This is a genomic window from Pedobacter caeni, assembly GCF_900129215.1.
Taxonomy (GTDB): Bacteria; Bacteroidota; Bacteroidia; order Sphingobacteriales; family Sphingobacteriaceae; genus Pedobacter; species Pedobacter caeni.
Genome location: NZ_FQUQ01000002.1, coordinates 1,660,713 through 1,675,096, shown reverse-complemented (window position 1 = coordinate 1,675,096; position 14,384 = coordinate 1,660,713). Strand labels below are relative to the sequence as shown.

The following is a 14,384-nucleotide window of genomic DNA, read 5'->3' as shown; positions in this document are numbered from 1 at the left end:
TATTGCTATAAGTTCATGCCCTGCCAATTGTTGACCAGATTGAAGCTGTAATACGCGATGACGATGATATAGATTGTACAGCACCCGATAATTGCTTTATTGCTGAAGGTCAGCTGCTCAAAACGGATATTTCCTCCAACTGCAACAACGGCCATCATTAAGAGGCCAAAGGATGATAAATACATATACCTGTCGGCCACCACAGCAGCCCTTGCCAATGGAAATACCTGGATAGACAATAATAAATGAGCGAAAAAAATCCCTATACATAAGAGATAAAAATTGAAATTTTTCCCGCCCATAAGTAATCCCCTCAACTGCCATGAAAGTAAACCAAACACTATAGGATAAACATAAAATTTAAGTGGCAAAGCTTCTCCGGCAACATTTGGAAAGGGATAATGATAATGAAGGTTGATAGGGACGAACAGGTTAAATACATAAAAACACAGGCAATAAAAAGTCAACACAATCCGCTGGTAAAAAGGATACCGGGTAATGTCATGGCTCCCATCTCCATAAACAGCCGCATAAACGGTGACCAATCCAAATGCCAACGCCAGTGCCATAAAGGGCAGCATATAAACAATGGTCCGTTTCAGGTCCACCTTATCATACTGCCGGTCGTAGCAATAACGAAATACCAGAAACATAACCGATAACAGAACGGCTTGCTCCTTGGCTAAAAAAGCCAGTGTGAACGCTAAAATACTCAACAAATAATATCCTCTACTCCCATTCACATAAGCCTTTATAAACCACATAAAGGAAAGCAGCCCAAAGAAACTGAACAGCAATATTTTTGAGGCAGAAATCCATACCACTGATTCAACATTGAATGGCAGGATTGCCCATAGCACACTGACCACATATGCCAGCACCATTGCATTATTGATATGAAACAACCTGAATATGGTTTTAGAAATGATATAAATTAATACCGTATTCGCTACATGCACGAAAAAAGAGATTAAATGGTACCAATAGGGATCGTATCCATTGATTTTATAAATCAGATAGTAATACAGCGTATTTAAAGGAGCGTATTGCAATGAATTGATATTCGTAAATACCTTTTTTAAAAATTCAGGATCAAATTTTGCCGGTCTGACCAGGACGTCATCTAATAACATCCATTGATCGTCTACATTTGCAAAGCGCAACTCATTCAGTCCTTTATAAATCAAAGACATCAGAATAACCAGCAGGAATACAAAAGGAAGCTTGTTCTTCATATCAGAATAAGGCCATCTTTAAGGGTCTATCCACTCCTAAAAGATGGCTTGAGATAATGGTTAAAATTGGACCTGTTATTTTGTTCCCGTACCGGTACCTCCTGGTGTTGTACCCGTACCGGTTCCACTTCCCGTTCCGGTTCCGCTACCCGTTCCGGTTCCACTTCCTGTTCCGGTTCCGCTACCCGTTCCGGATCCTCCACCCGTACTTGGTACGAACAGATCCTCACATAAATCACCAATTGGTCCAAGAGGTGGATTCAGGATCACTTCCATACAGGACCGTTGCATATTCTCATCCTTTACGCATGACCTTACAGTTGCCTGAACGCTCATTTTTGCACGTTTATACTTAATGCCAACCTCTTTGCCGTCTATCACAACAGTTGCTGATGCTCCGGTCAAACTACAATAAACACAATCTACGGTCTTCTGTGTGCCATTCACATATCCATACACGGCTGGAAGAACCTGGGCACAATTACCCGTTGGGGCCTGAGCAAACAAATTGAATTGTACGCTTAAGCTAAATAGAAAAGAGGTTGCTATCGTAACGAAGAACCACTTCTTCCTGTTTGTTAATTTATTTTTCATAAAATTTAAATTGAAGGTTATAATTATATTTGGATAGACGTTGAGCCGACTTTTATTGTGATTCTTTCTTCACATATAAAAGTGTCAATACCGGATTCTGAAAATTGGTTCCGGAGAAAAACTTCTTCAAAACAGGAGGCAAACTCTTGTCCCACTGCTCGTTGCCACTCAGGTACAACTTAGCTTTGAATAATGATGAGGAAGCCACTAAAGAAACAAGGGCCTGATCAGGTTCTACCCCATAAATTCTCCCTTCTGTTAAGGGGAGTTTAAAAGAAAGCGAATCAGATACGATTGTTCCTATTGAAAATAATTTTTTGCTGGACAAATTGTACAACAGATAATTGTGCAGATCGAGGCCATTTATTGGCCGAAAAGTAATGTAATTCCCTACCTTATAGAAATCTGCAATCGCATAAACGAATGGTTTATGTTTCTCCAGATACCTGATCCGCTTCCCCTTGTATTCATCACTGATAAGGAAATCAGCGGGTAAGACATCCTTCATTGGCAGTACGAACCGGTAACTATTGAATAATTGTCCGGCACTATCTATCTCGTAAACATTATAGTCATATGGTAAAGTCAAGGTCACTTTTCCGGCATGTCTATTATAGAAATATTGAGATACCCCATAGAGATCATCCGGTCCTAAACCAATGGTATCTATGGGTAAATACCATTTTTTTATTTCCTTTTGGTTGGCAACGACAATCCTGCTGCGTTCGGCCTCTTTATTACGGGCAAAATATTGCGCTGCGGATCTATACAACATCTGGTCCGTCGACCGGTAAAAACAAGTATGGTTTTCAGATAGCGCATAGTATCCCTCTGAGTTGAAATCTTTCTTTACCTTTTTAAGGAATTTGCCATCAAAAGCGTAGTAAAAAATATAGTCCGTATGCTGATCGGCAAAGATGACCTGCAGCTTGCTTTCATTTACGGCGAATTTATCGATCTTTTTATAGCTGTCTTCTACTTTATGGCCCCGATTAGAGATCTTGCTATAAAACCGGCCATTCTTAGTAAACAGCAAAATAGAATTTGTCGTCTCGTCAGCAATAATATAATAGCTTTTGGTGACCTCCAGTTGATTAATATTTGAAAACATACTTTCTCCTGTTGTTTCCAAAGGCAGATATACCACCGAATCCAGTATGGCAGAACCTAAAGGATCTTCTTCAGTTTTTGCGGGATCAATTTTCAGCAACTTTAAACTTGCCGTGTCGGGAAGGTAAGTGGCTTTTAAAGGAGGCCTCTTGCCTCCTGTAGTACAGGAGACAAGCAAAATTGCCATCAATAGAAAAGAGCCAAAGCAATATACTCTATTTAGAGTTTTCTTGCAGGTGTGAGCGTATAACATTCAATAGTTAGTTTATAGTAAGATATTGAGCTATTTTTTCAGGTATAGAAGTGTAAGCACCGGATTTTGCAGTTGATCGCCTTTATAGAAATTCTTTAAATGTTGTGGAAGCTGCTTTTCCCAATTTTTGTCTTTACGCAACTTTTCTTTCGCACTGAAGAGCGTTGAAGCCGATAAAGCGGAAATGAAAGAGTTACTATCTGCAACGCCATAAATCCTACGCTGCACAATCGGGAGTTTAAAACAGGTATGATCTGGCATTATTTCAATCATGGAGATCAATTCTGCCGTCTGTAAGTTGTACAAAAGAAAGTTGTGCAGATCCATGCTGTTGACCAATCTGAAAGTAACCAATTTATTTCCCTGATAAAAGTCCGTAATGGAATATACCGCGTTCTTATTATTATTGAGATAGGATATCCGGTTTCCTTTATAAATTGGATTTTTCATAAAGTCATTGGGGAGGCTGTTCATTGCCGGCAATACAAACCGATAGGTACTGGTCATCTTACCTATGCTGTCAATTTCATAAATATTATAATTGTAAGGAATAGAAAGTGTAATCTTGCCGCTATGGTTATTATAAAAAGTCTGGGCTACCCCATACAAATCATCTAAAGCTACAATTGAGGTATCTAAAGGCAAATATCCATACCTGATTTTTTTCAAACTGTCCACAACCAGAATGCTGTTTGTAGCCTCCTTTGGCTTTGATTCAAAAAATGCTTTATTGGAACGATAAAGCATTTGATTGGCACTCCTTAAATAAATATCCAATCCCGTAGACATGTGATAGAAATCTTCTCCGGAGATGACCTTTGGCGTTTTCCTAAGATACTTACCCTCAAAAGAATAGTAAAACCTATAAAAAGAATGGGGATCCAGAAAGGAGATTTCTTCCTTTTTTTCATCGACCACAAACTTCCCGATCTTTTTGTAGCTGCTCTCCACAGTTTTATCGCTATTAACTATTTTATTATAGAACTTTCCATCTTTAGTAAATAAAAATATCGAGTTTAAAGACTCATCAAGGATGACATAACATTTCCTGGTCACCTCCATTTGGTCAATGCCGGAAAATATACTTTGTTTTATAGTTTGTAAGGGTACATAAACTACAGAATCGAATAGTTCAGCTGTCGGAGTTTCTAAGGTTGCTGATGAGGGATCTATTCTAATCTCTTTTCTGCTCAGGGAATCAGGAAAATTTTGGACGTTTATAGCTAAAGTATGATTTTGCGCCTTTGTTTGTAAAAAGAAAAAAAAGACAAGTACAGATAAACTAAATCTGACAGACCTAACCAGAGAGCTATGGTTTCTCATAATAATAAATTAACTATAATATTTGGTTACTTATTTTTTTAACATTATCACACAATTACCTTGTATTCAATGATAATGTAAAGAAAAGTGTTTAACGCATTGCCAATTAAACAAATCGTATCAATTATTCCACAGATTGTATCTATCTTTTAGTTATACAACAAAATTTTGCTAATTGTAATTTTAACTTGCGCATAATCGGACCTGGAAGCTCCCCAAAAGCTGCTCATTTAAAGGCACAATTCTCGACCAAACGTATCGCCAGTCGATAGAAAAAATTCACTTTAAATGGTCATATAAAAAAGTCAATATTAACGGAGATTCAGATTGCGAAACAATCATTAATGGTTTCAATTCGATTGACTTAGCCAAACGTCTCATCATTTCCCGAGTTGAGTAGATTGTAGCACTAACTGTCAAAAAAGGCTGTAAAATGAAACCGCACAAGAGGAAAATTAGGGTATTAATTTGCTCCCTAAATTGTAATTTTCGTTATTTTCCTCTGCCTAAATATGAGCCCGAATACTATTAACGAATGTTACAATTCGTTAAATAATGCTAAAGGGAGACGGCAAACGACACCATCTCCCCTTGGAAAAAGTTTAATCGTTAGCTTTTACTACAGGTGATGCCGGTACGGTTTCCATAACCGGACTCATCTGCATCCTTGGCATCATAATTCCACCCGCATTGCAATTCTGAAGGTTTGACATCATGTCCGCAGCCATCAAGGTTTGCGGCGTTAAATTCCGGGGCAAGAGCAGGATCAGGTTTTGCGCATCCTTATTGTCGCCAAAAAACACAAATTCCTGAACGTTGTCTTTAGTCCACTTACGCATAAAAACTTCTTCCATAGAAACCGTACGGCCATTAAATTTAGCAGGGCCAATACTTTTGCCAGGCTTCAAATCACTCAGGTCAACCAGAAAGTACCTGCCCAATGGCAACTGTTGTTCCGATTCCATAGTTCTTGCTGTAAAGATCGGAGATTGTTGGGCTGCAAGTCCTGGTACAGTCATCTCAATTTGTTGTGCATATGCTCCAGATCCGAACATCAGCAGACACAACCCTAAAAATTGCTTTTTCATATCGCTTATTTAAATATTGTTAAGCCAAAGATCTGACGAAGAAGTGTTAAGCAAAGTTAAACTATGTTAAGAATCTTAAACTGTGGTGGCTTCCCACCGAATGTTAATTTTTTATTCCGTAATCTTCTTATCTCGTAGTAAAAAAATTGATTGGAGACTCGACGAAAAAATCTCCGGATTTCTTGCTCCAGTCTTTATTGAGGCCAAGCATAATAGTTCGGCCGGATTCCGTTGCATCAGTGAAATCATCCATACTTTCAGGATCTAACGGATTACATCTGTGAAATATCTTATCAAAGTCAATTACAAAGAACTTAGGTTTGATAGCATAGTTTCCTTGATATTGCAGTAGATTGTTGTAAGCAATTTTGCTTAAATCATCGAATTTGTAATCATATATGAACATTGAAAAACCTTTTTTAATATGTTGATCAACGATGTGCCGGATCTTTTCATCTTTTAATGCCAAAAAGAGATATATAAGCAGTATTAATGAACCTAGTTTAGGTGTAAGCAGATCATCAAACAAACCTGTTTTTGAGATATTCAAAATAATGCGGTCAGTAATTTCAGCAGTCCAGCCAAAGCGCTTGAAAGCCATGTAACAACACATATAAAAATGTATGCTTAATATAAAAATGCTGATGAGCCTCGTAAATTCAATGATCTTTCGTAGGCTCTGTGTATCTTCTCCTGCATTCATATAGTTTCGTTTTATAAGGTTAATCCTCTTCTTCTTTTTTTCTCTTGCGCTTAATGTTTGGTAGGTAGTCAGAAAGTGATTTTCCAAGAAGATCATCGGGAAGGTTAGTGTTTGCTGCCGGTTCCAGATAGGTTTTTCCATAAGCTTCCGTTCTGGCGTCTAAATACGTCCCTGGCGTATTTGAGGGCTTCAGAAAGGCTCTTACTCTGTCTTCAGAACCCCTAATCATCATAGATAAGGCGTTAGCGCTGTAGCGCTTATCTAAATCACTACCCTTGAATACCACCTTATTTTTATGATCGACAAAAGTTACCCCATAAATGCGCCCTTCATTATTTTCTCTGGTGACAAGGTTGATTCCTTGTTTTCGCAATTCATCGGTAAGTGTCGCTTTCGTTAACTTTTGATATTTTAACAGCACTTTATCAATGCGGGCATTAGTGCAGTTTTTTTGATTGTCTTTTTCATGATGATGCCCCTTCCGGTAGTTTAACTATATCATCATGCTTGTAACAAAGGAGTCCGCCAATTTTTGAAAAAAGAACTATCCCATTACGTCTAAGAGTGGCTAATGTTCCGGCCGATATACTCAGAAGAGTGCGAACTTCATAGCTTTTAATCCATTCCTTTTGCTCTTCTTTCTTGTTTAGTTTGTAACCTGGCCTTTTTAATTCCGCAAAAAGTTCAATTTTAAACTTCTCCAGATCATCTTTTGTGATTAAATCAAATGCTGACATATAGGTGATTTTAAGTTATGACAGCAAAATTTGGATTATAAAAGTTTTTAAATTGGTGATTATTTAGGTAGTACCCAAAGATATTTTACGATTAAGCTAGATACCCCATTAGTAATAAGAACAACATAAACACAAAACTCCCCTTGTTAATTCTAGTTTAAGAATTATATCCAACCTATTTTTTTCCTCCAGAGATTGTATTCTTCGTCTTGATTATCAATTAGCTGAATTTGATCACAATCAGGAATGAGCTGGATCTGCTTTTCAGACAATTCTGGTAAACCAACTTCTGATCGATAGATGTTTATTTTTAAGGGATTTTCTACAGGGAAAAGTACATCTTTACTGATCATCTGTGTTCCATATTTTTGAGGTTTACTTCTATACACTTGGATTCGGTCATATAAATATGCAATGTTTTTTGTAGCGATATCTTGCTTTTGTTCTAACATTAAAGAATAACATTCTTGCATAAACTCTGGTTCGCCAATAGCATGCTGAACGATAAGCCAAGCAGCGTCACTAGCCTTGTGTCCTACCTTATTTATAGTAGGATACCCTATTTCAGAAATAATTTTTTTTAACACTTTACTATTGGCTTGGTGAACAGCTTCCATTTCTGGATGGTAGCCTTTAGAAAGTTTTCCTTGATTTAGCAATTTCTGTCTTACAGATAAATCATTTTCTGCTAATTGGACTAGCTTAGTTGCTATTTCTTGATATAACATATAATGAGGTTTTTAAAGAGTAATGGCAATTGTAAAATGTTCTCTTGTGGTTACGCCACTTCAAGAAGCTCAAAAAATATGGAGCCTCATTTTTCTTAAATATTGTCAAGTTTGTAAATCTCAATCAAACGTTAGTTAATAATAGTTTTTTATAACTTTTTACGATAATATCGTTTTTCCAAACCTTTTGGAAAATCTGTTTCGGTTCCTATTTTTTCAAATCCAAGTTTTTCATAAAATTCAGGTGCCTGGAATGAAAATGTGTTCAAGCTGATAAACCTGCAATTCCGATTTTTCGCCTCTTTTTCCGCCTCTATTATTAATTTTCGCCCAATTCCTTCGTTTCTGTTTTTGGGTATAACAACACATTTATTAATTTCTAATGTTCCCCAAATTGAGCGTCCATACAGGCCGCCAACTATTTCATTTTGTTCATCTCTTATTATTATCTCAATAGACTTATTAATTTCATTTTGAAACTCTTGTGTTTTACTTAAATTATATTCAAAGAGTAATTCAGCAATTCTGGCATATGATTTTTGATCGATTGTATCTGCTACTTTTATATTCATATCTTCTCAGGCTTTTGTTTTTATGTTTTTTCAAGAATGTACTAATGCTATAAGACACTATTTATCTGTATTTAACGCACTATTTGACTTTTATCGCTACCATATCATACATTGCTGAATTTATGTGAACTTCTACTCTATTGCCCCATACTCTTTTATTTACCTCTAAAAAATCTTACATATTAAAATATATCTTTACAAACTGAACATATTATCGCGTATTCAATACAACCTAAAACACGGGTAAACAGCAAAAAATTCATCGCTATTATTAAATTTTTAAAGCCATATCATTGTGATTTTTGATATGGCTTTAAAGTTTACTGTTTTACATTTATAGGCATTTTTTGGAATAAGTTTATATCGTTATGGTGGCCTAAGCCCAAGTTACCAAACCTATTTCTTCCTGTACCAAAAAAGTCTCCTTGTGTAGTAATTACAATAGTAGAATTAGACTCGACACCTTCAGTGATACCTGAAATGGTATTACCTTGAAGTGTAACATGCTGAAAGGTATTACGGTTTATATTATCACCCAAACCTAGTTGACCGGACTCATTATCACCCGTCACATATAACTGACCTGAGGTGGTCAAGGCTACCGAGTGTCCAAGATAACTGCGAATCAATTTGACCCTAGTCACGGATGTAACCTTTACAAATCCCTTTTTATTAGTATCTCCGTTTGAACCGATTCCAAGCTGCCCTTCTTCATTTTTTCCTGCTGCATAAAGTACTCCAGAGCGTGTTAATATAAAACTACTTTCTCTACCAGCGGTTACTTGCGTTAAATCTGCTGCTGCTACACCTGTTGGCAATTTAATTTCCGTAAACTTAAACTTTTTCCCCTTACCACCCAGCTGCCCATATTGATCAGAACCGCTAGCTAAAAGTTTACCATCTGTAGTGCGCACAAGCGTATGATTTCCTCCGCAAGAGATTTCTGCAATTTGGTACCCATCTAGGCTGCGGACAGCGACAAAATTGATATGATTTTCGTCATCTCCCATACCTAATTGACCATAATCGTTAAAACCTGCTGCAAATACTTTACCCGATGTTGTCAGAATGAAGGCATTGAAATTACCACCAACGATCTCCTTGATTGTACCACCATTAAAATTCACTTTGGTAAAAGCAGTATTGTCTTTAAGTGTTCCTGATCCCAACTGACCATCTCCCCCATCTCCAGCCGCATATAAAGAACCATCATTAGATAGTAGATACGAGCTATTTTTACCCACAGCTATTTTTTTTATGTTAATAGCTAAAGGATCAGTTAGTTTTTTAAAATTATGAGCATAATAATTATTTGTTACTCCCCCTTTGTAAGTTATTTCAAAATCTTTTTGAAATCCAAATCCCATTTCACCATAGCTTAACTCTCCGGTACCATAGACTTCTCCGGAAGCTGTTAGTACAAGACTATGTAGTCCTTCGGTCGAAAATTGTATAGCATGTATTGTTGAGGTTTCGGTGCCTTTCGCTACTAGAGTTGACTGCGCATTAATATTTTCATTAGGCTGCACATCAATATTGTCCTTACTGCAAGAAGATGCAACTGTAACGCAAAGTAGGAGCACTATAAGTGGTCTGATTTTTTTTTTCATTTTTCTGGCAAATTTTGTGTTATTATTTAAGTGGATTTATTATTTTCATTTAAGATTTCTTGTGATTTTCTTAACCTAAAATCACAAGAACAATTCGGTACTTCCATTATATAGTTTTATTCCTTTTTGACCTTCTAAGGCCCCGAATTATGGATTTTAAAACTTCTAAAATTAAATTGGCGGATGCTAATTTTAAGTATGTGCTAACGAATTTATACGCAATTGACCTTCTATAAATGCTAATTGTAATTCATTAGAAACAAAAAGTTGCAAATCATCTTCTTTGTAGTCTCTGGATTGAAATCCTGTTGTTTGTTTCGGGGTAAAATCTAAAACAATCTCTTCAAATGGAAAGTCTGAAAAGCTACCAATAACCTCATCTAATTTCATTTCACTTTCTGAAAAAATTTCAACGATATGTAGAACTTGTCGTTCCAATTGTGCTACAACGACACAATTTAATTCATCAATAAAATAAATGGCATCTTTAAAGCCCATTTGCGGATAGGCATAACAGTAAAAAAAACTCAGGCCTTTGTTTTTAGTTTGAAATTTAGAATTGGTATTGTTTTTTTCTACCAGCAGTTCAAACAGTTTAAAATCTTTTCCATTTTCCAAATTCAACTTCCGCTTTTTGTACTTTTGAATAAAATCAGTATTCCTTTTGATTTGAAAATGCTCGAATTCCGGTACAGGAATAAGTCCGAACTTTGGATAATAATCCAATACAGTTTCATTAGCAAACAAAAAAGTACCTTCTATTTTGTCTTTGAAATCAACCGAAATACGTTCCATTAAAAACCGGTTCAAACCCTGTTTCTGATGATTCTCATCCGTCATCACTGTACCCAGCTGCATCAATGTTTTTTCTGCTTTTTCGAACAAGCTTACTGTGATATGAGACACAATTTTATCGTTAACAAACAAAGAGTATAAAATGCAGTTATCTCCCCAAAAGCCCGATTGATAATAGTTTTCGAAATCAAACTCCCAGAAATGTTGAGTCATTCGATTGAACTCCATTCGAAGTTTTTCATCATGTTGATATTGTATAAATAAGGTGTAATTTTTGTCTTTTATTTTTATGTTTTCTGTTTTCATTTCTTTTCTAGGCTATGAGTATGGCATCCACGTTCCGAATAAAATCCTTTATCGAAAAGACGTCCAATCTGCTATATTTACTCGTGTAAAACTTGATCTGATGACAACAACATTTCGCTTGAAATGATCTCAAACTATTCTTAAGACTGATTGGATAATATGATTTCATTATCTTGAAATTATTGAATTTGACTGCTTGCAAAAATATGCCTATTCAATCAAATTCAATATCCATTACCTTGGGCATTATATACAATTTGTAATATCTCATGATTTGTTGCTAATTTTAAACCTTAATTTTAATAATAGATAATGAAATCATTATTGACCTTAGATGATGTTTACACGCTTTATAAAATTGACCATTCACTAAAATCAGGAGGAATGTTCATTATGCATCACAATAATCATTCGATTCAGGAACTCTTAGGTTTTAGACACCAGTTTGACGGATTATTATTGAGTTTTGTATTGACAGGTACAGTAAGAGCGCGTATCCATTTTTTAGAACATGATGTTAACAAAGGCGATGTCGTTGTAATGCTACCCCAACTGATGATTGACATTCAGAAGTTTAGCAAAAATAGTGAAATGCTTACAATCGGACTTTCCTTAGACTACATAAGTGCCTTCCCAACCTTGAGAGAATTCATCACCAGCGACCAACTCCGCTGGCAGCCTGTGATTCAATTGAAAAAAGAAGAGCTAATTTTGCAACAAGAATTCATTAATTTCATGCGTAAGTATTATCTTAATAGTAAGAGTTCAAAAAAAGATGAAATTTTGCGCTACTTTACATTTGCACTCATTACTTCCATTTCAGAAGAATTTCCCGGCTTATCACAAAGCATGAATTGTTCTATCAGTCGTACGCAAGAAATTATTGATGATTTATATGCACTTTTGTCAAAGCACGCTAGTCAACAACGCACGGTAAAATTTTACGCCCAGAAATTGAATTTAACACCTCAATATCTAACAACTTTAGTAAAGCAAGAAACCGGAAAATCTGTGCTTCAATGGATTGACCATGTATTTACAATACGAGCCAAATCAACATTAAAAATATCAAATTCATCAATTAAGGAAATCAGCAATGAATTTCATTTCACAGATGTAAGTTCGTTTTGCAGATACTTTAAAAGGAATACAGGTCTTTCGCCAAAAAAATTTCGGGATGGTTAGAATTTGACTATACTACTAGTTATGGCCAAACATTTCTTTTTACATACAATTTGTAAAGTAACGTCTCAATAACACTTGCTTGAGATGTGCTTTTTTTCCGACATGTGAATATCGCTCTATTTATAACTTTGGATAATGTCTATAAACTGTACAATCTTGATCCTTCAAAAAAGACGGAAGGGATTATTACATACTTTATTCAGAATTAAAACTAAAAATTGTAGATGATTTATATCCTCTTTTGTCAAAGCATGCTAATCAACAACGCACGGTAAAATTTTACATCTTGAAATTGAATTTAACACCGCAAAATTACAAATTGAATGTAACCCCCCAAAATATGTCAATTTAGAGGAGGTACTACTTCTGTAAATTTGTAATCAACTTTAAAAATTGATTCAATAAGCCCCTCTTTTTTGATAAAGTATTAAAATAGTTGATTCGTTTTCTATAGTTGTTTCCTTCTGAAAAAGAAAATCGTAAAGCACAGGCTAATATTGGCATTTAGAATGGCGGAGATTTTAAATAGAATAGTTTGCTTATTAAATAGATATAAGTTTATCTTAAATATTACATAATGAATAGTTTTAACACAAAGAGTGTATTTATAATTGGAGTTACAGGATATGTTGGTGGATCAATTGCAGTGAAATTATTAGAAAAAGGCTTCAGGGTTTATGGTTTGGTCAGACATGCAGACGATATCGAAAGTGTAAAGAATTTAGGTGTAAAACCCGTACATACAAAGCTTGATGGTAACCCAGAAGGTTATACCATTTTACAAAAAGTAGAGATCGTAATCAACGCTGCCGATTCAGACGACACTTTCCTAATTGCTTTCATCTTAAAAGCTTTAGAGGGAACTGATAAGATGTATATACATACATCGGGAGGGGGGATTGTCGGAGATAAGGCGGAAGGGAAATATCCCGGTACAGAAATCTATGATGACATTCCCCAATTTCCGCTATTAGAACGAATGGGACGAGTGGTTATTGATAAGGAAGTCATTAGCTATAGTAAAAAAGGCGTTTATACCGTCGTTATCTGTCCTACCTTAGTTTATGGCATTGGGAAAGGGATAAAAAAGGACTCTTCTCAAGTTCCAGCACTTATCAAAGCAGCAGAAAAAAATAAAAATGTTGTTCTTATAGGTTCGGGAGCAAACCTTACTTCGAACGTGCATATTGATGATTTAACAGATTTATATGTGCTGGCTATTGAAAAAGCTAATTCGGGAAGTTTCTTCTTTGCTGAAAATGGAACAGTTTCATTCTTGGAAATAGGCTATTCAATTATTTCTCGGTTAGGATATAAACAGGACACTATTCAACAGCTTTCAATAGAGGATGCCATTGCGCTCTGGGGGCCAATAATGGCACATTTTGGATTAGGTTCAAATATTCTCGTCAATTCTGACCGAGCCAGGAAAGAATTGGGATGGCATCCTAAATATGATAACCTGTTGCAAGAAATAGCTTCTAATTGAAAACACATCATTGCACTAAATGCAATAAATCCGGGGCGCTTTTGATCCCATTTCTACGCCTTGCTTTAGTTCATTCCAAAGCAAGGTATAGCTATACGCTTAACAGTATAAGTCAATTTTAGAATTTAATATGGAACAAGATATATTTAAGATCGCATCGGAGACTTTATCGTAACAACGGACTACATGGGCGAAAGTATCGTAAATGATTAAAAAAGGCGGTAAAACAAAAAACTCAAGTAGTCATTTTTACTTTTTTTGAAGGACAATTATAGCTGAAAAAACAGGGTGTAGAATAGGGCATAAAAACCTTAACATTCCTTGTTTTTCTTTGATATGACTAAAACGAAAAAACCCTCTAGACTGTGACATTTAGAGGGTTTTTGATAGAATTTGATATCTATATCGTCGGGGTGGCAGGATGCCGTACCGACGTTTTAAATATCTTATTTTCAACCACTTACATCCTCCTGAAACATCAGGGTGTAGATTAGGGCATAATTCATTTCAAATCAAATCAGCATAAACCATTTTATCAACTTGTATAACTATCGTCCAATAGTAAAGTATAAACAACTGCTTATTTGGTGTCTCAAAGATAGGTTTTTGATGTCGTCCAGCAAAATAAACTTTAAATAAAAATGTCATAATTTGCT

Annotated in this window: 14 protein-coding genes; 2 read left to right on the top strand and 12 right to left on the bottom strand. The window is 35.7% G+C overall.

Translation table 11 applies throughout. The annotated features are described in order from the left end of the window. Window positions 1-5 precede the first annotated feature (5 nt). The 12 genes from BUC20_RS14525 to BUC20_RS14470 form a co-directional block, all read right to left on the bottom strand. Complete coding sequence (locus BUC20_RS14525) at window positions 6-1,235, bottom strand: hypothetical protein (RefSeq protein WP_073231701.1); 1,230 nt, start codon at window positions 1,233-1,235, stop codon at window positions 6-8. 75 nt (window positions 1,236-1,310) lie between these two features. Continuing rightward, entirely contained in the window at window positions 1,311-1,829 is a 519-nt protein-coding gene (locus BUC20_RS14520) for a hypothetical protein (protein WP_073231700.1), read from the bottom strand. Window positions 1,830-1,881: 52 nt separating this feature from the next. Next, window positions 1,882-3,192 (bottom strand): 6-bladed beta-propeller, encoded by a 1,311-nt coding sequence (locus tag BUC20_RS14515; protein WP_084528877.1) that lies wholly within the window; start codon window positions 3,190-3,192, stop codon window positions 1,882-1,884. Between the two features lie 30 nt (window positions 3,193-3,222). Further along, entirely contained in the window at window positions 3,223-4,515 is a 1,293-nt protein-coding gene (locus BUC20_RS14510) for a 6-bladed beta-propeller (protein ID WP_073231698.1), read from the bottom strand. A gap of 602 nt (window positions 4,516-5,117) precedes the next feature. Next, window positions 5,118-5,603: a hypothetical protein gene (locus BUC20_RS14505; RefSeq protein ID WP_073231697.1), complete on the bottom strand. Its 486-nt coding sequence runs from the start codon at window positions 5,601-5,603 to the stop codon at window positions 5,118-5,120. A gap of 127 nt (window positions 5,604-5,730) precedes the next feature. After that, a complete protein-coding gene (locus BUC20_RS14500; RefSeq protein WP_073231696.1) occupies window positions 5,731-6,306 on the bottom strand; it encodes a YWFCY domain-containing protein in 576 nt (191 codons plus the stop codon). Window positions 6,307-6,325: 19 nt separating this feature from the next. Beyond that, complete coding sequence (locus BUC20_RS14495) at window positions 6,326-6,679, bottom strand: hypothetical protein (protein ID WP_143166801.1); 354 nt, start codon at window positions 6,677-6,679, stop codon at window positions 6,326-6,328. A 91-nt stretch (window positions 6,680-6,770) separates the two neighbouring features. Next, window positions 6,771-7,043 (bottom strand): DNA-binding protein, encoded by a 273-nt coding sequence (locus BUC20_RS14490; protein WP_073231694.1) that lies wholly within the window; start codon window positions 7,041-7,043, stop codon window positions 6,771-6,773. Between the two features lie 164 nt (window positions 7,044-7,207). Further along, window positions 7,208-7,771, bottom strand: a complete 564-nt coding sequence (locus BUC20_RS14485) for a DUF6624 domain-containing protein (protein WP_073231693.1) — start codon at window positions 7,769-7,771, stop codon at window positions 7,208-7,210. Between the two features lie 149 nt (window positions 7,772-7,920). After that, window positions 7,921-8,343 carry a GNAT family N-acetyltransferase gene (locus BUC20_RS14480; protein WP_073231692.1) on the bottom strand — a complete coding sequence of 141 codons (423 nt, stop codon included), beginning with the start codon at window positions 8,341-8,343 and terminating at the stop codon, window positions 7,921-7,923. Window positions 8,344-8,663: 320 nt separating this feature from the next. Next, entirely contained in the window at window positions 8,664-9,953 is a 1,290-nt protein-coding gene (locus BUC20_RS14475) for an RCC1 domain-containing protein (RefSeq protein WP_073231691.1), read from the bottom strand. Window positions 9,954-10,145: 192 nt separating this feature from the next. After that, window positions 10,146-11,054: a GNAT family N-acetyltransferase gene (locus BUC20_RS14470; RefSeq protein WP_073231690.1), complete on the bottom strand. Its 909-nt coding sequence runs from the start codon at window positions 11,052-11,054 to the stop codon at window positions 10,146-10,148. 312 nt (window positions 11,055-11,366) lie between these two features. Here BUC20_RS14470 and BUC20_RS14465 point away from each other — a divergent pair, with 312 nt between their 5' ends. Next, the gene (locus BUC20_RS14465) at window positions 11,367-12,239 is read left to right on the top strand and encodes a helix-turn-helix domain-containing protein (RefSeq protein ID WP_073231689.1); all 873 of its coding nucleotides are present in this window, start codon (window positions 11,367-11,369) and stop codon (window positions 12,237-12,239) included. 577 nt (window positions 12,240-12,816) lie between these two features. Next, window positions 12,817-13,728, top strand: a complete 912-nt coding sequence (locus tag BUC20_RS14460; protein ID WP_073231688.1) for an NAD-dependent epimerase/dehydratase family protein — start codon at window positions 12,817-12,819, stop codon at window positions 13,726-13,728. Window positions 13,729-14,384: the final 656 nt, after the last annotated feature.

Excerpts from the sequence above, each read along its gene's own strand:
- BUC20_RS14505 (WP_073231697.1), bottom strand. The coding sequence starts at position 5,603 with ATGAAAAAGCAATTTTTAGGGTTGTGTCTGCTGATGTTCGGATCTGGA.
- BUC20_RS14520 (WP_073231700.1), bottom strand. The coding sequence starts at position 1,829 with ATGAAAAATAAATTAACAAACAGGAAGAAGTGGTTCTTCGTTACGATA.
- BUC20_RS14465 (WP_073231689.1), top strand. The coding sequence starts at position 11,367 with ATGAAATCATTATTGACCTTAGATGATGTTTACACGCTTTATAAAATT.
- BUC20_RS14470 (WP_073231690.1), bottom strand. The coding sequence starts at position 11,054 with ATGAAAACAGAAAACATAAAAATAAAAGACAAAAATTACACCTTATTT.
- BUC20_RS14490 (WP_073231694.1), bottom strand. The coding sequence starts at position 7,043 with ATGTCAGCATTTGATTTAATCACAAAAGATGATCTGGAGAAGTTTAAA.
- BUC20_RS14525 (WP_073231701.1), bottom strand. The coding sequence starts at position 1,235 with ATGAAGAACAAGCTTCCTTTTGTATTCCTGCTGGTTATTCTGATGTCT.
- BUC20_RS14480 (WP_073231692.1), bottom strand. The coding sequence starts at position 8,343 with ATGAATATAAAAGTAGCAGATACAATCGATCAAAAATCATATGCCAGA.
- BUC20_RS14475 (WP_073231691.1), bottom strand. The coding sequence starts at position 9,953 with ATGAAAAAAAAAATCAGACCACTTATAGTGCTCCTACTTTGCGTTACA.
- BUC20_RS14485 (WP_073231693.1), bottom strand. The coding sequence starts at position 7,771 with ATGTTATATCAAGAAATAGCAACTAAGCTAGTCCAATTAGCAGAAAAT.
- BUC20_RS14500 (WP_073231696.1), bottom strand. The coding sequence starts at position 6,306 with ATGAATGCAGGAGAAGATACACAGAGCCTACGAAAGATCATTGAATTT.
- BUC20_RS14460 (WP_073231688.1), top strand. The coding sequence starts at position 12,817 with ATGAATAGTTTTAACACAAAGAGTGTATTTATAATTGGAGTTACAGGA.
- BUC20_RS14515 (WP_084528877.1), bottom strand. The coding sequence starts at position 3,192 with ATGTTATACGCTCACACCTGCAAGAAAACTCTAAATAGAGTATATTGC.
- BUC20_RS14510 (WP_073231698.1), bottom strand. The coding sequence starts at position 4,515 with ATGAGAAACCATAGCTCTCTGGTTAGGTCTGTCAGATTTAGTTTATCT.